This is a genomic window from Polaromonas sp. OV174, assembly GCF_900112285.1.
In the GTDB taxonomy this organism is placed as follows: Bacteria; Pseudomonadota; Gammaproteobacteria; order Burkholderiales; family Burkholderiaceae_C; genus Polaromonas.
This window is the reverse complement of sequence record NZ_FOKZ01000002.1, coordinates 147,967-168,086: the sequence shown is the minus strand read 5'-3', so window position 1 is coordinate 168,086 and position 20,120 is coordinate 147,967. Positions and strand designations below refer to the sequence as shown.

Here is a 20,120-nt window from a genome sequence, read left to right as displayed (position 1 = left end):
TCATGAAAAAGAGGCTGGTTGTCGCCGCGTGTTTATTTGGGGTGTTGTTCCTAACGGTGTTCGGATACCGCGCCTTCATCATGCACAGGCTAAGAAGCGAGGTGCTTGCTGGGCTAAACGACCCCCAGTCGGCGCAATTTCAGGGCGAAAGACTTTTTAGCGACTGGACCCCCGGGGGCAGCGCCATGTGCGGCGAAGTCAACGCTAAAAACAGGATGGGCGGCTATGTTGGATTTAGGCCGTTCGTCGCACTCCCTGGTTACGCAAGCGTTGAGACCGAGTTCGGTGAGCAGTTCAAGAAAAAGGTTGGACTGCCAACCTGCAGCTTCGACAAGGTGGCCAAGTGGTGGCACCTGAAATGGTAGTGATTAATAGTTGATTCAAAACCCGCCTAGTGCGGGTTTTTTCATTCTGGGCTCGCCATTCGGCGGGCCTTTTTCAATTAAGGCCCGAATGGCAAACGACCTAAACACAGAAATCAAGATCGGCGCGGATGCCTCTGGCGTTGAGGCGGGCGTAAGCGTGGCCAAGCGCTCGCTGAAAGACCTTGGCGAGTCCGCGAAAAAGGCCGGGAAAGACGCAGCCGACGGCATTGGCTCTATCGGCGCGGGCGGCGACAAGGCCGCCAAAGACGTCGAGCGCGCGGCAAAGAACATTCAGGGGCAGCTGCAGCGGGCTGTTGCGTCTTTCGAGGCTGGCGAAAAGGGATCGCGCCAGTTCTACGAATCGCTGGCGCGCCAGCGAGGCGTGGACGTCAACTCGCTCAAGCCACTTCTAGACCAACTGGATGCCGTCAAAACCAAGTCACTGGCAGCCGCTCAGGCATCCACACAGGTCGGCAGTTCGTTTTCAAGCTTAAGCATTGCTGCAGGCGTTGCCGCGCGCGCGGTGGCTGCCATCGGCATCGGTGTGTCCGTGCGAGAGTTCGTGACCATGGCCGACGCCAGTACCAACGTGGCTTCACGCCTTGGGCTCGTCACCGCGTCTGCGGCAGAGCTGGCCAGCGTGCAGCAGCGCCTGTTCGGCATTTCCCAGGCCTCGCGCGTCAGCTTCGTGGATCTGGCCGGCACATATGCGCAAGTGGCGCGCTCTACAAAAGAGCTGGGCGTATCGCAGAACTCATTGCTCGGCGTCATTCAAACCATCAGCCAGGCCGTGACGATCAGTGGCGGCTCTGCCGCATCAGCTCAGGCCGCACTCACTCAGCTCTCCCAAGGCTTCGCATCCGGCGCCCTGCGGGGAGAGGAGTTGAACTCGATTCTTGAGCAGACGCCACGACTTGCGCAGGCAATGGCTGACGGGCTTGGTGTGGGTGTGGGGCAGCTCCGCGAAATGGGCAAGGCTGGGGAACTGACTGCAGAGCGGGTGCTGGGCGCGCTGGAAAAGGCCGCATCCGGCGTCAATACTGAGTTCGCCAAGATGGCCGTGACGGTAGAGCAATCCTCCACGAACGCAGCCAACAGCATGCTGAAGCTGGTGGGCGCGTTCGATCGGTTGTTGGGCGTCACGTCTGTCGTAGCGGGCACGATCACCACCATCTCCAAGGGCCTGGACTTCTTGTCGCGGGACGTGGAGAAGCTGGGAAGCCAAGGGCCGCTGCGCGACGCAGCAAGCGAAGTTCTGCGCCTTGACGACAACGCCCGACGCTTGCGCGAAGGCTTGGCGCGAGGCATTTTGGGGCCTAGCGCTCAAGCGGAACTAGAGCGCATCAACGCAGAGCTGGCGCTTGCAAAGCAACGATTCCGTGAGCTTGACCAGCAGTTGAGCGGCGCGCCGTCCAATATGAACGAAGGCGTGATAGCCAGCGGCCGGGCGCGCGAGCAGTACAACGCCCAGCGCGCCAAAGACCTTGAAGCCGCCAATTCCTTCCGCCTCAAGCAGTCCGGCGTACCAGAAGGCTACCTCAAGGAAATGGCCGAGCTGATCCGCTTGAACCAAGCCGGCGTGCTGGTGGGCAAGGAATACACCGACGCCCTGAAAAAACAACAGGATGAACTACTCAAGAAAACCGGGGCAGTCAAGTCGTCCAACGCTGCCATCAATGACGGCATCAACGCCCAGATCGAGGCCGTGAAACGCCTCCAAGCCGTTCAAGAGCAGATCGCCAAGCAGACCGTGGACAAGGTTTCCAGCGAGCGCAAACGTGGGCTGGCGACGGAACTGGACTACATCAACCAGGTGGCGGAAGCCGAAAAGAAAGCGCTGGGCTCCGCCGTGACCGCAGCGCAGACGGAATACGACATCGCCACCAAAAAGACCAAGAACAAGAAGGAGCTGGCGGGCCTGGAAGGCGCTCTGGCACAGGCCAGGGAAAAGCTGCACAGCCGCGAAATGGCGCAGGGCTATGCTGTGCTGGAGTTGCAGGAGGCCATCGACGCCGCGCGCCGCAAGTTCTACAACGACGCCACCAACTCCAGCATCAAGGATCTGGATGTGCTGGTCGAAAAGAATAAGGCGACCCGGCAGGAGATCGAGGCCATCGGCTTGACGGGCGCAGCGCTGGCTCAGCTGACGGATGCGCGCATGGCAGACACCATCGCCGCGCAAGAACAAAAGATCGCCTCCATGCAAGTGTTTGGCGACGCGGAAAAGGACGCCTACAACATCCAGCTGGAAATCGCTAAGTTGGCGCAGATGCGCGAGGCGCGCATGCTGGCCGGCATCAAGATCACCAAGCAGGCAGCCAGCGACGAATGGGCAAAGCTCTACGCCGACATCGAGCGCGGCCTGACCGATTCCCTGTATCGGGGTTTCGAAGCCGGCAAGGGCTTTTTTAAATCCTTCTGGGACGGTATCAAAAACCTGTTCAAGACGACGGTTCTGAAACTAGCGGTTCAGGGTGTGATGACCGGTGTAGGACTATCGGGCACAGCCAACGCAGCAACCGGGCAGGGTGGCGCTCAGGCTGGCGACATGGGATCTAGCTTCAATATGGGCTGGCTGAAAGACATAGGCGCGACCGCGCCTGGTAGTCTTGCCAGCGCTGGCGCCAGCCTCTACAGCCAAGGCTTTGAAGGAATCGGCGACAGCATGATGAAGATCGGCAATTCGTTGTCCGAATATTCGTCTGTCATTTCAGGCGCCGGGGATGTGCTGGGCTACGCCGGGGCGCTCTACAGCCTGTCCCAAGGCAAGTACGGATCTGCTATTGGCGCAGGCATAGGTACTTTCTTTGGCGGCCCCATTGGAGCCGCCATCGGTAGCGCCCTGGGCGGTCTGCTCGACAGCGACAGCAAGCCCTCCAAGAACACGGGCGAGAGCAGTATCAAGTACGACGCCAGCGGCGCCCAGATCGAGCGCACCGGGCGCTTCGGCGACTCGTCTAGTGCTGACCTGGCAGCGGGTAACTTGCAGAAGGCCTACGCCACTACGGCCTTGGCGCTGGGCATCACGCTGGCCGCTACGGCTTTCGGCGCCGGCGGCAACAGCGACGGCGAAACCGCCCACTTCGGCTTTTCGAGCGCCGTGGGAGGGCGCACCTACAGCACCGCCGACAACACCGTGTATTCGAAAGAGGCCTACAGCCTGGAAGCCTCTCGCGCCGTGCTGGCCGCGCTGCAGGGCTCGGAGCTGCCCAAGTATCTGGCAGGTGTTTTCGACGGCATCACGGCCGGCGCCGCGACGCAAGAGCAGATCACGGCAGCACTCAACGGCGCACAAGCCCTCAAGAGTTTTCACGATCAACTGCTGCTGATGCCTTTTGCAGACTTGGCCGACATGAGCTTTGCGGCCACGCAAGGCCTGATTGCCGCGGTTGGCGGGCTGGAAGCGCTGAGCGGCAAGCTGGCGAGCTACTACGAAAACTACTACTCAGTCGAGGAAAAACGCGCCAACACCGTGCGCAACATCACTGCCACACTCAACGCGGCAGGTGCTGGGTTGACAGAGGCTGAAGTGGCCGGCGCAAGCCGCGAAGCATTCCGTGCGCTAGCCGAATCGACCGACCGTAACAGCCCGCTTTACGCGGCCTTGATTAACGTCAACGCGGCGTTTGCCGGCATCACACCCGCCGCCGTCGATGCTGCTGAGGCGGCGCGTCAGCTCGCGGATGCGGCCAGCAAGGCGGCCGAAGCATCGCGCAAGAACGCCATGGACGCCGTTGACGGTGCTTATGCCGCGCTACAGCGATCCGTCGGCATGCAGCGCTCGATTGTGCAAGAGACGATCAGCAGCACGCAGGCGGTGTTCGACACGCTGAAAGACAACGTGCGCTCGCTGTACGCCGAAGTCGATAGCACCCAGGCGATGCAGACAACGCAGGGCCGCGCGTTCATCGAGCAGGCCTTGTCGGCGGCGCAAACGACGGGCTATCTGCCTGATGGCGAGCAACTAGCCGATGCGATTGGTGCGGTGCGCGCCGGCATGGAAAATACGGCCTACGCAAGCCAGTTCGAGGCCGACCGAGACCGCTTAGTGTTAGCCGGGCGCTTGAGCGACTTGAAGGCCATCAGCGGCGACCAGCTCACCGAGGCCGAAAAGCAACTGCGCGCCCTCGATGGCATTCTGGACACCGCAGAGGCACAAGTCAACGCGCTCAAGGGCATCGACACCAGTGTTCTTAGTGTGGCCGACGCGCTGCAGAAACTGGCCGACGCCATCCTGGGTGTGAAGAATGGGGCGGCTGGTGCAGCAGGCGGCGGTGCAGGCAGCGGGGCTGGCGACTATATGGCGCAGATCACACCAGACCTGCTCAAGGGCTACGCCACCGACCAAATCAGCGGCGCGAACAACTGGACTTTTGGCAGCAAGGAAGCGATTGTTTCGGCCTACCAGGCCGGCGACTACGCATCGGTGGCCGAGATCGTCAAACGCGCCGGCATGTCTCAGTCTGGACTTCAAAACACCTTCGGGCTGTCTGCCGCTGATCTGGCGTACATCAATTCTCTGGGCATCCAGGGCGTGGACCCGACGCAAGCGGTGGTCGGACACGACATTGCACTTGGTGGTGGCAGCGCAGTCAACACCGGCCAGGCTGCGCTTGAGGCCGCTTTGCAGCAGCAAGGGCAGGCTGCGCTGGCAGCGGGTAATGAAGCAGGGATCTACGCTGAAGCTGCTGCTCGTGGACTGAACAGCGGCGACATCAACGCGCTTTTGGGCTTGCCGCCCGGCAGCGCCGAAGAGTGGGCCCGTCAGGCCGGATTGCCAGTGCTGCGCGTGGGCACGAATTTCGTGGAAGAGGACGGCCTGCATTACCTGCACAAAGGCGAGGCCGTGATTCCCCAGCCCTACAACCCATCAGCGAATCCTGGCGTGGGCGGCGGCGGCACGGCGCGACTGGAGGCACTAATCGAAAAACTCACAGCAAAAGTTGAGCAGCTTGAAGGCGCTGCCCGCGCAACAGCAAACAACACCGCAGGCCTGCCGCAGATGGTTGACCAATTCGACAACGTTACGGCGGGCGGAAACGCCATGGCCGCAGAGGTAATGGCATGAGCACTGCAAACGCGGTCATCCTGACGCCGATCAACATCATTGACGCCATGATCGCGGCGGGCACTTCGATCCCTGTCGTCGATACGGGTGAGGTGGCATGGGCGGTGGGCACGGCATACACCGTGGGCACGCTCGTCAATCATACGGGCAGCATTTGGGATGCGGTGTCGCCCAGCACCGGGGTGACACCCGGCACCGACAGCACCAAGTGGCTGCGCAAAGGGCCGACCAACCGCATGGCGCCGTTTGACGATCAGATGGACACCAAGGCGCGCGGCACCGGGAGCATGACGTATGTGCTGCGCCCCGGGTTTTCCACCGGCCTGGGCTTGTGGGGCATGCAGGGCGATCACCTCAACATCGCCATTTACGACCAGCCCGGCGGCACGCTAGTTGACGGCTACGACGCCGACTTGTACGCGCAGGCGCTGGGCTTGTATGAACTGTTATTCATGCCGCTGCGCCAGCGCACGCAGCACTACATGCGAAATCTTCCGCTGTACCCGGACGCCGAGGTGCACATCACGATCACCGCCACGGGCGGCGGGCCGGTGGCGGTCGGGCTGATCTCGATTGGCCACTGGGACACGCTGCTGGGCACGTCCGACCTGGGCGGCGTGGAATACGGCGCCAACGCCGCCGTCAAGAGCTACAGCTACCGCAAGGTCAACGACGACGGTACAGCGGTGCGCCAGCGCCGAGGCAGCGCCACCAATGTGTCGTGCTCGGTCGTGATCGACGCCGAACAAGCCAATCACGCGATGGAGCTGCTGCACCAGGTGCAGGGGCGGCCCGTGGCGTTTATTGCGTCCGACTTGCCGCGCTATGACTACCTCAATGGCTTTGGCGACCTCTCGGGCGACGTGACCCCAGAAAACTACGGCCTTGCCCGGATGAATTTAAAAATAGAAGGAGTTGTGCAATGACAGATATTGTTCCCGTCCCGGCGCTGGTCGAGCCCGCGCCCTTTCCGACGACTGCCGACCGCAGTTCCGGGGAATACAACACCAAGGCGAAGACCTGGGCAGATACCGAAGGGCTGATGGCCGAGAGCTTGCACGCCATCGCAGAGGCTACGCACACCAATGCCGCGGCCGCCAAAGAAGCCGCCGACGCTGCCGCCACCGAGGCTGACGCTGCCGCCACCGCCAAGACAAATGCAGACACCGCAGCAGACCTTGCGAGCGATTGGGCCACGAAGACAGGCGCCGCCGTGTCGGGCGGTGAATACAGCGCAAAGCACTACGCGCAGGTAGCGGAGGCCGCAGTCGCCACATTGCCAGAGGGCGCGATCAATGACGCCGCCACCAGTGAAACCGATGCATGGTCAAGCGAAAAAGTGAGCAATGAGCTTCAGGGCAAGGCGTCGTTGGCCGCGAACACATTCACCGCTGCGCAGAACTTGGCAACCGGTGCAGCCATTGCCAGCGCGGCGACCATCAATCTGGATGCGGCGACGGGCAACCGCGTCCACATCACCGGCACCACGACGATCACGGCTGTAACGCTGACACGAGGCCCGCGCACACTGGTGTTTGATGGAGTTTTGACGCTCACGCACCATGCCACCAATAACAGCTTGCCAGGTGGGGCAAACATCGCGACAGCGGCGGGTGACCGGGCTATCTATGAGAGCGACGGAGCGGTAGTTTATTGTGTGTTGTACACCAAGGCGAACGGACTGCCGGCTGCAATTGCACCATATCTGCATGTGCGCGACGAAAAATCAGTTGGCGCAGGCGGCGGGCTAGGCGCTGGGTCGCCTACAACCCGACCTCTAAACACAGTGGTGACCAACACCATTCCCAGTGCTTCCGTCTCGACCAACATCGTGACGCTGCCAGCCGGCACTTATGACGTGCTTGCCGCAGCACCGACTGCAATTGCTGGCGCCAGTACACCGCACAAACTTGTTTTGTACAACAACACGGCAGCGGCTGACGTCCTTGTGGGGCGGTCAGCTCAAATTTCTAATGGTTCGACAAATTCATTCGCTGAAGTGAGGGGCCGCTTCACACTTGCTGCTCAAGGCGCACTAATCCTGCGTCACTACGGGCCGTTCTCTGGCGCCAACAACCTAGAGTTGGGTATTCCCTCCAACCTTGCGGGTAAGAACGAGGTGTATAGCGAAGTCCAATTCTGGAAGGTTGCATAAAAATGAAATACGCACTTATTGATGCAGACGTTGTTGTTCAGGTCCAGCCGTATTTTGAGACAGGTTTTATAGAAGCGCCAGACGGCGTGATCTGCGGCTGGTTGTGGGATGGTGATGTGTTCACGCCTGCGCCGCCGCCTCCACCCGTTATCCCTGCAGCCGTGACACGCCGGCAAGCCCGACAAGCACTGTTGCTGGCTGGCCTGCTGGCCGATGTCCAGCCTGCGATTGATGCCATCCCGGACCCGGTCCAGCGCGGCCTTGCGCAGATCGAGTGGGACGACTCGCAGATGTTTGAGCGCCACCGGCCTTTGCTGATCGCGCTGGCCACCGCGCTCGGGCTCGATGCTGCGGCGCTCGATGCGCTGTTCGTGACGGCGGAGGCACTGTGAAGGCCGCGTTCTACAAAGGCCGTAAGCGCCCGTTCAACCGCCTTACGGCATGGTGGTTACGCGGCCCCTACAGCCACTGCGAACTGATTCTGGGCACTGACGCTGCAGGCCTGTCGATCTGCGCCAGCAGCTCGATGATGGACGGCGGCGTGCGCATCAAGCACATGAAACTTGACCCAGAAAATTGGGATGTGATCGAAGTCGGCGGCGATGCCGATGCGTTGTGCAATAGCGCCTGGGCCTGGATTTCTGAGCACGACGGCCAGGGCTACGACTACCTGGGCCTGCTGGGCTTTGTGGCACGCGTGCTGGGCCACGACAAGCAGCGCTGGGTCTGCAGCGAGGCCGTGGCGGCCATGCTGGGCATGCAGGACAGCTGGCGGTTTGATCCTTGTTCGCTTTATGCGGCGCTGTCGCGGGCCTGTGGCCAACAACATCAAGCAATTTAGATAGGCGCTCATGACAAAACTCATTCTTACTTTTTTCCTCTGCCTGCACCTGCTCATGCCGCTGGCGGTGCAGGCGCAAAACATTATCAAGACCCCGCTCAGCTACTCACTGCAGGAGTATGGCATCGTGCTGGCCACCGCATTACTGGGCGGCCTGGCCTCCTGGTGGATGAAGGTGCGCCGCGGCGAGGTGCTGGCCTGGAGCATTTCCGCGTTGATAGGCGAGCTGTGCGTCAGCGCGTTTGCCGGGATGCTGGCCTTCTGGTCCTGTGAATACCTGAACTTTCACCCACTGCTTACGGCCAGCATTGTCGGGATGAGCGGCCACGCCGGGGCCAAGGGCCTGAGCTGGCTGGAGTCGGTCGGCCAGCGCGTGATTGAGAAAAAACTCGGCATTGATCAGCCAAAGGACGCGCCATGAAAGCCGAACTCACCAAACAACTGCGCCGCGACGAGGGCGAGAAGCTGTCTGTTTATCAGGACCACCTCGGATATTGGACGGTCGGGGTGGGCCGCTTGCTTGATGCCCGAAAGGGCGGCGGCATCACACCCGAGGAGTCGGCCTATCTACTGTCAAACGACATCGACAAGCGCCAGGCCGAAGTGTTGCGCCGCGCGCCCTGGATGGCCAACCTTGACCCGGCCCGCTTCGGGGTGCTGCTCAATATGGCTTTTCAGATGGGGGTTGATGGCCTGCTGGGCTTCAAGAACACCCTGGCCATGGTGCGTAGCGGTGACTTCGCCGGGGCGGCGGCAGGCATGCTGCAGTCGCTGTGGGCCAAGCAGACGCCCGAGCGTGCGGAGCGGCTGTCGAGACAGATGAAAACGGGGATCTGGCAATGAGCTGGCTCAATCCGGGCCGCTGGCTGCTGTACTTGGCGCTGGCCGGCGCACTGCTGCTGGGCTACAGCGCCTGGGCCGACCACCAGCAGGACGTCGGCTATCAGCGGGCCCAAGGGAAGTACGCGGCCCAGGCGCGAACTGTCGACACGCGGCGCGCTGACGTGGCCGCACCGATTGCCGCCAAGCAGGAGGCTGCCCAGGTGCAGATCCGCACCGTCACCAAAACCATCATTGAAAAGGTGCCTGTCTATGTCAAAGCTGATGATTGCCCTATGCCTGCTGGCTTCCGGGTGCTCCACGATGCCGCTGCCGATGGCGTCATTCCCGACCCCGCCGGCATCCCTGATGCTGCCGCCGTCCCCGCTCAGGACGTTGCCAGCACCGTCGCCAGCAATTACGGGGCTTGCCACGAAACCGCCGCCCGGCTTGTCGGGCTTCAGGAATGGATCAATGCCCAAGGAGCTTTGAGGTGAGTCCCCGCGGTGCAGGCTAAGCGGCTCGCCGCAGCTGCACAACCTTGCCAGACGTGACACTGGGCGGGGGTAATCCCTTCTCGCACGTCAGCAAGAAGTCCGCCCACATCGACAGCGCTTGGCGACGCTCCGGGATTTCTTCGCGCACATCGTAGATGCCCTCCATGCCTTTCAGCTTGTGATTCAGGGCAATCTCAGAGATCTCGCGTGACACCCCCATGTTCCGCAGGTGCCCCTTGGCTGTGCTGCGGGTGTCATGGGGCGTGAATACTTGAATGGCGTAGTCGCCACGATCAAATGCCCGGCGTATTGCCGCCCACAGCGTGGTTCGGCCGACATGGGTGTCGCCGTATTTGGCAATGCGGTCTGCGCGGCGCGCGGGCAGCAGATACGCCGACTCGCCGGCCAAGGCCATCATCTCCTGCACCCATTCGATCACTGCAGGGGCGAGCGGCACCAGGAAGCCGGCCCGGGTTTTTACGCTGGCGTCAGGCACCCACCATGTTCCGCGCTCCAAGTCGAAATCCACCTTCTTGGCTTTCACCAGCTCGATCCCACGCACGCAGGTGGCCAGCAGCACCAGGAGCGCCAATGCGTTTTCCCGGCCGATGAAGTCGATGTCCTTGAGTAGCACGCGCAGATCATCCGTGGCCAGCATTTTGCGCACCTTGGGCGTAGGGCGTTTGCCCATCAGGGCGCTGAGCTTGATGCCGATGCACGGGTTGGCTCCGATGACGGTCAACCCGCAAGCATGGTCGAGCAACTTCGTGATTGTCGTCAGCAGGCGCTTGGTCATCACCCAGGTGCGACCGCTTTCCTTGAGGGTGTGCACCACATCGATCGACGTGACGCGGTTGACCTGCCATGTGCCCAGCTTGGGCAGCACAACCTGTTCAATGTCGGCCTGTCGGTAATAGATGGTGTCCTTGGCGTAGCTGGAGAGGGTGAGCGCCTTTTCTCGATAGTCCGCCACCAGCTCTGCCACTGTCCAGCTTTGCATGTCGCGCGTCTTGCTCTCGCGCTTGAGCGCGGCGGGGTCATCTCCTTGGTCAATCTGGACCCGTAGCGCGCGCGCCTGTTCGCGGGCCGCCGACAGCGAAACGTCGGGGTAGTTCCCGAGCGTGACTTCTTTGCGGCGCCCGCCTGGGAGCCGGAAGCGCAGCACCCATGACGCGGTGCCGGCACTCGACAATGTGAAGGTCAGCCCGTCGCCATCAGATTTGGCTATGGCGCCCCCTGACGATACGAGGCGGCGCAGTTGCAAGTCGTTGAGAAGGTTGGTCTTTTTCGCCATGGGTAGCTAGCGTGGGTAGCTAGGCGGGCTGGCTACCCACCTAGCTACCCAATAAATACGCGATTGGGTGAGCTTGGGTGAGACAGTATGAAGCATTTTTTCCTTTAACTTCAACAAGTTAATGCAAAAGATGAGACGCCTTGAATATCCATGAAACACCGATAGACAGTGCAGGTGGCGATTTTCATAAATATAAATAACCTTTTTGAATCAAGAAGTAGCTTTTTTATTGTCGGATATATCGACTATCTACCCATATGGCTGCCCATCAAGTACGCGCCTGATTTTCGGCTCGCATGAGGCTATACCGCATCCTATCCAGTATTGCTGGCGTACCCATCGTCCAGGCAATAAAAACCGCCTCAAGGGCGGTTTAGGGGGATTGCGTCGCACCACAGACCGGCGCACACTGAGCGCATGAATCAGTCCCAGCTACAGGCGCTTATGGCTGAATTGGCGCAAGAGGAGCAGGCACTAGCACCTGGCGATGCCATGGCGTTCCTGGCTGAGTACCTGGAGCGCACGCGCCTGGAGATGGACCAGGCGGATTCCGAGGCGCTGCTGTACGTGGGGGCGTGCATCTGGAAGTTGCAGAGATGCGGTCCAGATCAGGCGTAAAAGAGCCCGCAATGCGCGGGCTTTTTTCTTGGTCTAGATGATAGATTTGGACCCGTGGCCTTGAGCGATTGCAGTCAGCATTCAGATGCGACTGGGCTAAGAGCCGTTCTGATTTACCGATTTTGCAAAACCTCACATGCCGTGAACTACATATCGCGTTCCTCTAGCCAGTGCGTGTTTTCGCCGTAGCGTTCGTTTCCGGCTTTGATCAGGACTTCAAAGGCAGTCCGTGCATCGGCACTGTCGTCAATCCAGTCGGTGCAAGGACGGGCCACGCTTTGCTCGTAAATGACATCCGGGTCGATGCAAATTCGTATCTGCTTCATTGGTCTGCCTCCAATGGGGTTGATCAAGGCGCCGGGCGTGAGGCCAGCAATACCCTGTACTGGCCGGCCCCGCAGGACGCATTTTGCGCTCGAACCATGCTGATGAGGGTGGATTTGGATGAGTGGGGCGCGGAAAAGCCACCCGAAGGTGGCTTGGACTTAGGCGCGACGACTAGCAGCGCACTTAAAGATAAGGCACGCCGTAGTAGTCATGCACACGCCTTCCGTATTCGTCGGTGTATTCCGGGGCGGTGTCCCGCTCATAACGTGGAGCGTTCTCAAGTTGGTCTTTGACCAATGAAACCACATACCCTCCCTTGCTCGTGTCGTATTTCAGCGTCTCCCAAGGGAGTGGGTAGCGCTCAGTTCCCATGCCCAGAAAACCGCCAAACTCCATGACGGCGTATCTAACCTTGCCGGAGAGCTTGTCGATCATGAGGCAATCGACCGAACCCAGCTTTTCGCCCGTAGGGTTGTAGACGTTTGTGCCGTTGACCTTGTCAGAAGAGATGATGCTTGATGCTGTATTTTCTGTATCCATGGGGTTCTCCTGTTGGTGAAGGGGACCGGTGCATGCCAGGCAAAGCCGGCAAGCACGCTAGTCATGGGGGTGAAACAGAAGCTATGTGCTTCGAAGTCAAGGTTAACTGCGCATCCCTTTTGCCAGGGTAGTCGTAAGGCTGCGCGGACTGTAGGAGGATGCGTGAGCGCTCTGTCAGCGTCGGGGCTTGGCGGGTTAAGGCGATGCTGGCCTCGCTACAGCGCGAGGGGAGTGTGCGTGTTGCGGCAGTGCCGGGCCGCGCTACTCGATGCTTGGCATCGAGCCGCACATCTCAAGAACGTTCCAGCGTGACAAAACTGTAGGGTAGACCCTTGCCGGATACATGCGAGCTGCGTGCGGTTTCGCGCCAGGCCGAACCCAGTGTGGGCGCATGGGCATCGCCTTCGAAATCCTGTGCGATCTCGGTGACCTCGGCGCGGCTGGCCAGCGGCTCGGCCTGCGCATAAATCTGCGCACCGCCTATGACCCAGATGTCGGTCGCCGATGTCGCTGCCAGTTGCAAGGCTTCTTCCAGGCTGGCAGCACGCTGCGCACCTTGGTCCGACCAGTCGTTTTGCCGGGTGATCACGATGTTGGCGCGGCCCGGCAGCGGGCGGAATTTGGGCGGCAGCGAATCCCAGGTCTTGCGCCCCATGATGACCGGGCAGCCACTCGTCAGTTGCTTGAAATGCGCCATGTCTTCCGGCAAGTGCCAGGGCATGGTGCCGTCCTTGCCGATCACGCCATTGGCGGCGCGGGCGAAGATGAGGTTGATGCGGCTCATGGGTTCAAACCGCCACCGGCGCCTTGATGGCCGGGTGGTGCTGGTAGTCCAGGAACTCGAAGTCTTCAAACTGGTAGTCGAAGATGGAGTCCGGTTTGCGCTTGATGTTCAGGGTCGGATAAGGGTAGGGTGCACGGCTCAGTTGCAAGGTGACCTGCACCTGGTGGTTGCTGTAGATATGGCAGTCGCCGCCGGTCCAGATGAAGTCACCCACGTCCAGATCGCACTGCTGCGCCACCATGTGGGTGAGCAGGGCGTAGCTGGCGATATTGAAGGGCACACCGAGGAAGATGTCGGCGCTGCGCTGATACAGCTGGCAGCTCAGTTTGCCCTTGCCGCCAGCCTCGGTCGGCGGGGCCACGTAAAACTGGAAAAAGGCGTGGCAAGGCATCAGCGCCATCTTGCTCAGATCGGCCACGTTCCAGGCGCTGACGATGATGCGGCGCGAGTCGGGGTTGGTCTTCAGCGTCTTGATGACTTCACTGATCTGGTCGATATGGCCGCCGTCCGGCGTCGGCCAGCTGCGCCACTGCACGCCGTAGACCGGGCCCAGGTCGCCGTCTTCGCGCGCCCATTCATCCCAGATCGTGACGCCGCGCTCTTTCAGCCAGTTGTTGTCGCTGCTGCCGGTCAGAAACCACAGCAATTCCTGCACGATGGATTTGAGGTGGACCTTTTTGGTCGTCACCAGCGGAAAACCTTCGTTCAGGTCAAAACGCATCTGGTGGCCGAACACGCTTTTGGTGCCGGTGCCGGTGCGGTCGGCCTTGAAAGCGCCCTGGCTGTCCACCAGGCGCATGAGGTCTTCGTATTGGGAGCGTATGGGGCGAGTCATGGGAAACCGGTGGGAATTAAGTCGGGGGAAGGTCGGAGGATGCGTGGCAAACCGGCCGGCAAGGCGGCCAAGCTTGCAATTATGCCCGCAGCACCCGGCCCGGATTGAGGGTGTTTTTGGGGTCCAGCGCCAGCTTGATGGCCCGCATCATGCCCAGGGCGACCGGCGATTTATGCTGCTCCAGCTTTTCCAGCTTGAGGCTGCCAACGCCATGCTCGGCAGAAATCGAGCCGCCAAAACGCGCCACCGAGTCATAGACCAGCGCATTGACCGCTTCTTCATGCTCGCGCAAAAAGGCCGCCGCATCGCCGTCGGCCGGCGCCTGCACGTTGTAGTGCAGGTTGCCGTCGCCCAGATGGCCGAAATTGACCAGGCGCACGCCGGGCAGGGCTTGCTTCAGGATGGCATCGGTTTTTTCAACAAACTCGGGAATGCGCGACACGGCAATCGAGATGTCGTGCTTGATGTTCAGGCCTTCCTCGGCCTGCGCCAGCGGAATGCTTTCGCGTATGTGCCAGAGCTGGTGCGCCTGGGCGATGTTTTCGGCCACCACGGCGTCCGTCACGCAGCCTTGTTCCAGCGCGGTTTCCAGCAGACGTTCAAACTGCTCTCTGGCATGGCTTTCGGACTCGGTATCGGAGTTTTCCAGCAGCACGCAATAAGCGGCCCCCACGCTCCCCACTGCGTGTGGTGCGCTGCCCCCCGAGGGGGCTGGCGCTTGCGTGAGGAAGGGCACGCGCAGCTGCTTGAAGTTCTTGGCCACCAGGCTCAGGGCAAATTGGCCCATGACCTCAAAGCCGGTCAGGCCGGCGCCCAGGTGCCGGTGTGCCAGCCCGAGCAGGTCGACGGCCGCTTGCATAGACGGTACGGCGGCCCAGGCCGTCAGTTGGGCGGCGGGCTGGGGGTAGAGCTTGAGGGTGGCGGCGGTGATGATGCCCAGCGTGCCTTCGCTGCCGACAAACAGGTCGCGCAGGTCGTAGCCGGTGTTGTCCTTGCGCAGGCCGGACAGTCCATGCCAGACCTCGCCTTCGGCGCTGACCACTTCCAGTCCCAGACACAGGTCGCGGGCATTGCCGTAGCGCAGCACCTGGGTGCCGCCGGCATTGGTGGCCAGGTTGCCGCCTAGGGTGCAACTGCCTTCGGCGGCTAGGCTGAGCGGAAACAGAAAGCCGGCTTTTTCGGCGGCTTGCTGCAGGCTTTGCAAGATGCAGCCGGCCTCGACGGTGACGGTGAGATTGGCCGCATCCAGCTCGCGCACGGCGTTCATGCGCTGCAAGCTCAGCACCAGCTGCCGGCCCGAGGCGTCGGGGGTTGAGCCGCCCACCAGCCCGGTGTTGCCGCCCTGGGTGACTATGCTGACGCCGGCAGCGGCGCAGGCCTTGACGATGGCCGCCACCTCTGCCGTGCTGCCCGGCCTGACCACGGCCAGCGCCTTGCCCTGCGCGCGTTTGCGCCAGTCCAGCTCATAGGCGCTCAGGTCGCCGCCACACAGCACTTGCGCTGGGCCGGCGATTTGTCTCAGGGTGTCAAGAAAGGCGTCGTTGGCGCTCATGGGGTGCTTTCGCTTGCCGCCGCCACAGGGCGGGGCGCATTTTTAAGCCGCACCCGCACATGCAGGGCGCAGGCGGTGAAGAGCAGCAGGCACAAAAGGACTTCAATCATGGCCAGGTAGTTGCCCGGCGCGCGGTCGCTCCAGGCCCGGGTGGCACCTTCGGTGAAATACAGCCAGACCATCAGGCTGACCCAGCGATAGGTGTACATGCGGTTTTTCATGATGCCGGCCAGCGGAATGCACAGCGGCAGCACTTTCAGGGCCAGCAGCGAGCCGCCAGGGCGTATCGGCGCCAGCCACATTTCCCAGGCCAGGCCCAGCACTATCAGGCCGCCCAGGCTGCCAAGCGCCAGCCAGCGCGTCATATCAATTTGGTTTGCTTTGTTCATGGTCATTTTTTTGTCAGTGGCATGATACCGGGGATGAAATTTCAGCAGTACCTGCAGGCTTTGCAGACCTTGCTCAGCGAGCTCTCCCATTTTCCCTGGCGTTACACCGCGCTGACCCTGCGCGACCGTTTTCGTGAAGACCGCATGGGCCTGACCGCCAGCAGCCTGACCTTTACCACCTCGATTGCCCTGGTGCCCTTTTTTACCGTGGTCCTGGCGGTGTTTACCGCCTTTCCCATGTTCTCCAAGCTGCAGGGCGCGCTGCAGGCCTGGCTGGTGCAAAGCCTGATTCCCGACAACATCGCCCGCCAGGTGCTGGGCTATCTGACCCAGTTCAGCCGCCAGGCCAGCAAGCTGGGCGGCGCCGGCCTGGCGGTGCTGCTGCTCACTGCCGTCACCCTGATACTGACCATAGACCGCACGCTCAACAGCATCTGGCGCGTCAGAAAGCCGCGCCCGCTGGCGCAGCGCGTGCTGATTTACTGGGCCGCCATCACGCTGGGCCCGCTGGTGCTGGGAGCCAGCGTGGCGGTGACTTCCTATGTGCTGTCGGCCTCTAGCGGCCTGGTGGGGACCTTGCCCTTCAGCTTGCGCTTTTTGCTCGATATCGGGCAGTTTTTTCTGGTGGCCGGCGGCATGGCTGCGCTTTACCGCTATGTGCCCAATACCTATGTGCGCTGGGCGCACGCCTGGACCGGTGGCCTGTTTGTGGCTGCCGGCATAGAAATCGCCAAGAAAATCCTCAGTCTTTACCTCAGCGCCGTGCCGACCTATTCGCTGGTTTATGGCGCGTTTGCCACCTTGCCTATCTTGCTGGTGTGGATTTACGTGTCCTGGGTCATCGTGCTGATGGGCGCGGTGATTGCGGCCTACCTGCCCAGCTTGTTGGCCGGCGTGCTCAGGCGCGGCAGCAGCCACGGCTGGTCCTTCCAGCTGGCGCTGGAGGTGCTGCAGCAACTCGATCAGGCCCTGCGCAGCCCGCGCAAGGGCATGAGCGCCTCGCAACTGGCCGAGCGGCTGCAGGTCGATGTGCTGCAGCTCGAGCCGGTGCTGGAGACGCTGGTGGCGCTGGACTGGGTGGGCCAGCTCAACGCCAGCGAAGAGTCGCTGGAGTCCCGCTACCTGCTGCTGGCCGATCCCGACACCACCGCGCTGGAGCCCTTGATGCAGCAGTTGCTGCTGGACAAGGCCGAATCGGTTAAAAATTTATGGGAAAAAGCCCGCTGGCCCGCACTACGCCTGCGCGACGCGCTATAAAAAATGAGTCATTCAGCTTCATCCGAAACCCTCAAACCAATCGCCGCGCACTGGGTGATCTGCCTGTGCGCCGACTGGTGCGGCCTGTGCCGTGACTACCAGCTGGTGTTTGAGCAAATCGCCGCCAGCTACCCCGCCAGCCGCTTTGCCTGGCTGGACATCGAAGACCAGGCCGAGCTGGTCGGTGACATCGATGTGGAGACCTTCCCCACGCTCTTGATTGCCGATGTGCAGGGCACGCGCTTTTTTGGCCCGCTGACGCCGCAGCCGCAAACCCTGACGCGCCTGCTGGACTCGCTGGAGCGCTCCAGCCTGCCGCCCACGCCGCATGCGCCGGCCACACAAGTGCTGCTGCAAGCCCTGCAGGCGGCGCCCGAGCACTGGGTGGGTGGCTAAGAACCTGTTCAAGACCTTTTGAGCAAGAGGGCCAAAAACGCCAGATGGATGAACTGCAAGCTGGTGTTCAGATGCCTCTCACAGCTCTTCCACAGCCGCCTGTTCTTCTCCAGCCACGCAAAGCTGCGTTCCACCACCTAGCGCTTGGGCATGACCTTGAAGGTGTGCAGTTCACTGCGCTTGGCGATCTGCACCGTCACGTGCTCGCCCAGGATGTCTTTTACGCCTTGGGCAAAGGGCTGGCCCACGTAGCCGCTGTCACACAGCAGGCTTGGCCGCCAAATCAAAGCTGCGATTGAGAAGCGATAGGCAAACTCAGCCAGGTAGCGCGCGGCGTACTTGGCATGGTCAAAGGAATGGTAAATGCCTGCCTGGGCTGTCTTGAGGTTGCCCAGCATGGTGTTGACCCAGCACAGCTGGGGTGTCTTGGCGGCTTGGCGCCCGCCCTCCAGCACATGGTGCTCATGCGTGGCGCCCGCCTGCAGCACTTGGGCGAAGGCGCGCAACCCGTCGGAGACCACATGGGCCGTGGGCGCCAGGTTCTGGCGAGCCCAGTCCTGCAGCGTGTCGTTGCTAAAGCCGGCAATGGGCGTCAGGCGCATCCAGCGGGGGCGCCCATCGGGCCAGGTCTGCACGGCGGCGACAAAGGCTGACTTGCCATAGGGGCCTCGCCCGCCATGGATGTGGCCCGCGCGCTCGCCGCCCAGGTACGCATCGTCTATCTCCACGCGCTCGTCCAGGCGCCGCGCGGCCTCGCGCAGCAGCATGGTCTGCATCAGCTTGTGTTTGACCAGCCAGGCCGTTTTGTACGGATACCCCCAACTGGCGCTTGAGCGCCAAGGCGCTGATGCCGCCTTTGTGCTGGGTCAGCAGGTACAGGGCCAGGAAAGGCAGCTTGGTGTGCTCGAACACCGTACCTGCGATGCTGGAGCACTAATAGCCGCAGATAAAGCACTCCCACAGCTGGCGGCCATGGCCGTTGGGAGTGAGAAAAAAACGCTTGCAACCGCAGTGCGCGCACTGCCAGCCGTGGTGCCAGCGGGCGGCAAACAGGGCACTCTCGCATTGCCGCTCTGTACCGTAGCGCGTGTGAAACTTTTGCATCGACAGCCCCGCCGGAATTGAATGGCATTCATCGACATGCGGCACCTCATGGACTTGCATCACTGACGGTGTAGATCATTCTCAGGGCTCAGAAATCAAGATGTCTGAGACAGGTAGCTAATCAGGAATAGTTGTAGTCTTCATGGTGGACGCTCCTGCTCGGTTTAAGTGGAGAAATCAACGACTCCACTTTGGCACGCTGATGTCGTTTAGGGTGGGGGCGTCCATCCCATTGGTTTTCGATCTCTATGGGGTCGCGTTGGGGCTCAATCGCCCGATTTCACCCCAACCCGGAGGGCAAGCATCGCGCCTTGCACCCCATCCCGAAAAGGCACTTGCGCGACCCCGTATAGATCGTAAATAGACTCTCAACAGCTATTGAATTAATAGCGTTTAAAGCGTCACGCCAAAACCCTCAGCGCAGCTGCGACTGCACCCAGCGCACGATATCGGCCGCGCCCATGGCACCGGCCTGGCGCGCCACCTCGCGGCCGTTCACAAACAGCGCCAGCGTCGGAATGCTGCGAATGTTGAAGCGCGCGCCCAGATTGGGCACGGCTTCGGTATCGACCTTGGCCAGGCGTACCTGCGGCTCCAGCTGGGCGGCGGCCTGTTCATAGGCCGGCGCCATCTGGCGGCAGGGGCCGCACCAGGGCGCCCAGAAATCGACCAGCAGCGGAATCTGATTGCGCTGAAGGTGCTTGTCAAAAGCGGCTTCATCAAGTGCGGCCGAGTGGCCCACGAAAAGCGCTTTCTTGCAACTGCCGCAAGTCGGCTCGCTGGCGAGCTGGTCGGCGCGCACGCGGTTGGTGGTGTGGCAATGGGGGCAGACGATGTGGAGTGGGTCGGTCATAGGCTTTTATCTTGAGCTTGGGGCTGGTATTTCAAGCCGTGGACCGTTTTGCCGAACCTTGTTGACCATCTATTGCCTGTTGATTAAATTTAAAGCATGGTCTGGAAAGCCAGTATTGGCGCCGTTTTTTGGGCTTGTTCAGGGGCTTATCCACAAGGTGACCCACAGTAAGTTGGTGTAAGTCCATGTTTTGCACAGGCACTTGAAGTTGCCGGCCAAAACGGGCTAGAGAGCAGCGGATTTTTCGGAAAAAAAGTGGCTTTCACTCGAGAATCGCGTTCGATCTGTGCTTGGTTTTTGTCTTTCAATAGCCATTTCATGCGCCTGCTTAAACTTTAAGCGCTCCTTGCCAGCCCAATGCTGGCGCGGGTTTTACGGCTTGTCCCAGTAGTTATCAACAAGGTGGTTCACAGTCGCTGGGCATAA

At 61.2% G+C, this 20,120-nt stretch carries 21 protein-coding genes and 2 pseudogenes; 12 read left to right on the top strand and 11 right to left on the bottom strand.

Features of this window, described 5'->3' with window-relative positions; translation table 11 throughout:
- Nucleotides 1-2: 2 nt before the first annotated feature.
- The 9 genes from BM160_RS02595 to BM160_RS02555 all read left to right on the top strand — a co-directional run bounded on the left by BM160_RS02595 (nt 3) and on the right by BM160_RS02555 (nt 9,745).
- Nucleotides 3-365, top strand: coding sequence for a hypothetical protein (locus BM160_RS02595; protein ID WP_091999963.1), 363 nt, complete (start codon nt 3-5; stop codon nt 363-365).
- Between the two features lie 88 nt (nt 366-453).
- Nucleotides 454-5,433, top strand: a complete 4,980-nt coding sequence (locus tag BM160_RS02590; RefSeq protein WP_091999959.1) for a tape measure protein — start codon at nt 454-456, stop codon at nt 5,431-5,433.
- On the top strand, nt 5,430-6,359 hold the full coding sequence (locus BM160_RS02585) for a hypothetical protein (RefSeq protein WP_091999956.1): 930 nt from the start codon (nt 5,430-5,432) through the stop codon (nt 6,357-6,359). Before BM160_RS02590 ends, BM160_RS02585 begins: the two co-directional genes overlap by 4 nt.
- Entirely contained in the window at nt 6,356-7,588 is a 1,233-nt protein-coding gene (locus BM160_RS02580; RefSeq protein ID WP_091999952.1) for a hypothetical protein, read from the top strand. Before BM160_RS02585 ends, BM160_RS02580 begins: the two co-directional genes overlap by 4 nt.
- A 2-nt stretch (nt 7,589-7,590) precedes the next feature.
- The gene (locus BM160_RS02575; RefSeq protein ID WP_091999949.1) at nt 7,591-7,980 is read left to right on the top strand and encodes a hypothetical protein; all 390 of its coding nucleotides are present in this window, start codon (nt 7,591-7,593) and stop codon (nt 7,978-7,980) included.
- A complete protein-coding gene (locus BM160_RS02570) occupies nt 7,977-8,429 on the top strand; it encodes a hypothetical protein (RefSeq protein ID WP_091999946.1) in 453 nt (150 codons plus the stop codon). Before BM160_RS02575 ends, BM160_RS02570 begins: the two co-directional genes overlap by 4 nt.
- Before the next feature lie 10 nt (nt 8,430-8,439).
- On the top strand, nt 8,440-8,850 hold the full coding sequence (locus tag BM160_RS02565) for a phage holin family protein (RefSeq protein ID WP_091999943.1): 411 nt from the start codon (nt 8,440-8,442) through the stop codon (nt 8,848-8,850).
- Nucleotides 8,847-9,272, top strand: a complete 426-nt coding sequence (locus tag BM160_RS02560) for a glycoside hydrolase family protein (RefSeq protein WP_091999939.1) — start codon at nt 8,847-8,849, stop codon at nt 9,270-9,272. The genes BM160_RS02565 and BM160_RS02560 overlap by 4 nt, the downstream gene beginning before the upstream one ends.
- The gene (locus BM160_RS02555; RefSeq protein ID WP_091999936.1) at nt 9,269-9,745 is read left to right on the top strand and encodes a hypothetical protein; all 477 of its coding nucleotides are present in this window, start codon (nt 9,269-9,271) and stop codon (nt 9,743-9,745) included. Before BM160_RS02560 ends, BM160_RS02555 begins: the two co-directional genes overlap by 4 nt.
- A gap of 16 nt (nt 9,746-9,761) precedes the next feature.
- Here the strand turns inward: BM160_RS02555 and BM160_RS02550 are convergent, their stop codons facing one another.
- Nucleotides 9,762-11,039 carry a tyrosine-type recombinase/integrase gene (locus BM160_RS02550; RefSeq protein ID WP_091999933.1) on the bottom strand — a complete coding sequence of 426 codons (1,278 nt, stop codon included), beginning with the start codon at nt 11,037-11,039 and terminating at the stop codon, nt 9,762-9,764.
- Nucleotides 11,040-11,456: 417 nt separating this feature from the next.
- On the opposite strand from BM160_RS02550, the gene BM160_RS02545 reads away from it, so the two are divergent.
- Entirely contained in the window at nt 11,457-11,657 is a 201-nt protein-coding gene (locus tag BM160_RS02545; RefSeq protein ID WP_091999930.1) for a hypothetical protein, read from the top strand.
- 146 nt (nt 11,658-11,803) lie between these two features.
- Here BM160_RS02545 and BM160_RS02540 read toward each other — a convergent pair whose 3' ends face one another.
- From BM160_RS02540 to BM160_RS02515, 6 genes are all read right to left on the bottom strand, one after another.
- Entirely contained in the window at nt 11,804-11,983 is a 180-nt protein-coding gene (locus tag BM160_RS02540; RefSeq protein WP_091999926.1) for a hypothetical protein, read from the bottom strand.
- A 184-nt stretch (nt 11,984-12,167) separates the two neighbouring features.
- A complete protein-coding gene (locus BM160_RS02535) occupies nt 12,168-12,524 on the bottom strand; it encodes a PRC-barrel domain-containing protein (protein ID WP_091999923.1) in 357 nt (118 codons plus the stop codon).
- A 292-nt stretch (nt 12,525-12,816) separates the two neighbouring features.
- The gene (locus BM160_RS02530) at nt 12,817-13,308 is read right to left on the bottom strand and encodes a dihydrofolate reductase (protein WP_091999920.1); all 492 of its coding nucleotides are present in this window, start codon (nt 13,306-13,308) and stop codon (nt 12,817-12,819) included.
- A 4-nt stretch (nt 13,309-13,312) separates the two neighbouring features.
- A complete protein-coding gene (locus tag BM160_RS02525; RefSeq protein ID WP_091999917.1) occupies nt 13,313-14,143 on the bottom strand; it encodes a thymidylate synthase in 831 nt (276 codons plus the stop codon).
- Nucleotides 14,144-14,222: 79 nt separating this feature from the next.
- Nucleotides 14,223-15,695 (bottom strand): FAD-binding oxidoreductase, encoded by a 1,473-nt coding sequence (locus tag BM160_RS02520; RefSeq protein WP_091999914.1) that lies wholly within the window; start codon nt 15,693-15,695, stop codon nt 14,223-14,225.
- On the bottom strand, nt 15,692-16,084 hold the full coding sequence (locus BM160_RS02515; RefSeq protein ID WP_092000440.1) for a DUF2069 domain-containing protein: 393 nt from the start codon (nt 16,082-16,084) through the stop codon (nt 15,692-15,694). The genes BM160_RS02520 and BM160_RS02515 overlap by 4 nt, the downstream gene beginning before the upstream one ends.
- Nucleotides 16,085-16,117: 33 nt before the next feature.
- Between BM160_RS02515 and BM160_RS02510 the strand changes: the two genes are divergently transcribed.
- Both BM160_RS02510 and BM160_RS02505 read left to right on the top strand, forming a co-directional pair.
- Nucleotides 16,118-17,341 carry a YihY family inner membrane protein gene (locus BM160_RS02510; protein WP_255368580.1) on the top strand — a complete coding sequence of 408 codons (1,224 nt, stop codon included), beginning with the start codon at nt 16,118-16,120 and terminating at the stop codon, nt 17,339-17,341.
- 3 nt (nt 17,342-17,344) lie between these two features.
- A complete protein-coding gene (locus BM160_RS02505; protein ID WP_091999909.1) occupies nt 17,345-17,737 on the top strand; it encodes a thioredoxin family protein in 393 nt (130 codons plus the stop codon).
- 8 nt (nt 17,738-17,745) lie between these two features.
- On the opposite strand, the pseudogene BM160_RS22090 reads toward BM160_RS02505, so the two are convergent.
- The 4 genes and pseudogenes from BM160_RS22090 to trxC all read right to left on the bottom strand — a co-directional run.
- Nucleotides 17,746-18,009 (bottom strand): annotated as a pseudogene (locus BM160_RS22090) (transposase); the annotation flags it as partial.
- A gap of 36 nt (nt 18,010-18,045) precedes the next feature.
- Nucleotides 18,046-18,534 (bottom strand): annotated as a pseudogene (locus tag BM160_RS22085) (IS1595 family transposase); the annotation flags it as partial.
- Nucleotides 18,535-18,670: 136 nt separating this feature from the next.
- On the bottom strand, nt 18,671-18,841 hold the full coding sequence (locus BM160_RS02495; protein WP_177218886.1) for a transposase: 171 nt from the start codon (nt 18,839-18,841) through the stop codon (nt 18,671-18,673).
- 415 nt (nt 18,842-19,256) lie between these two features.
- A complete protein-coding gene (gene trxC, locus BM160_RS02490; protein ID WP_091999903.1) occupies nt 19,257-19,694 on the bottom strand; it encodes a thioredoxin TrxC in 438 nt (145 codons plus the stop codon).
- Between the last annotated feature and the right edge of the window lie 426 nt (nt 19,695-20,120).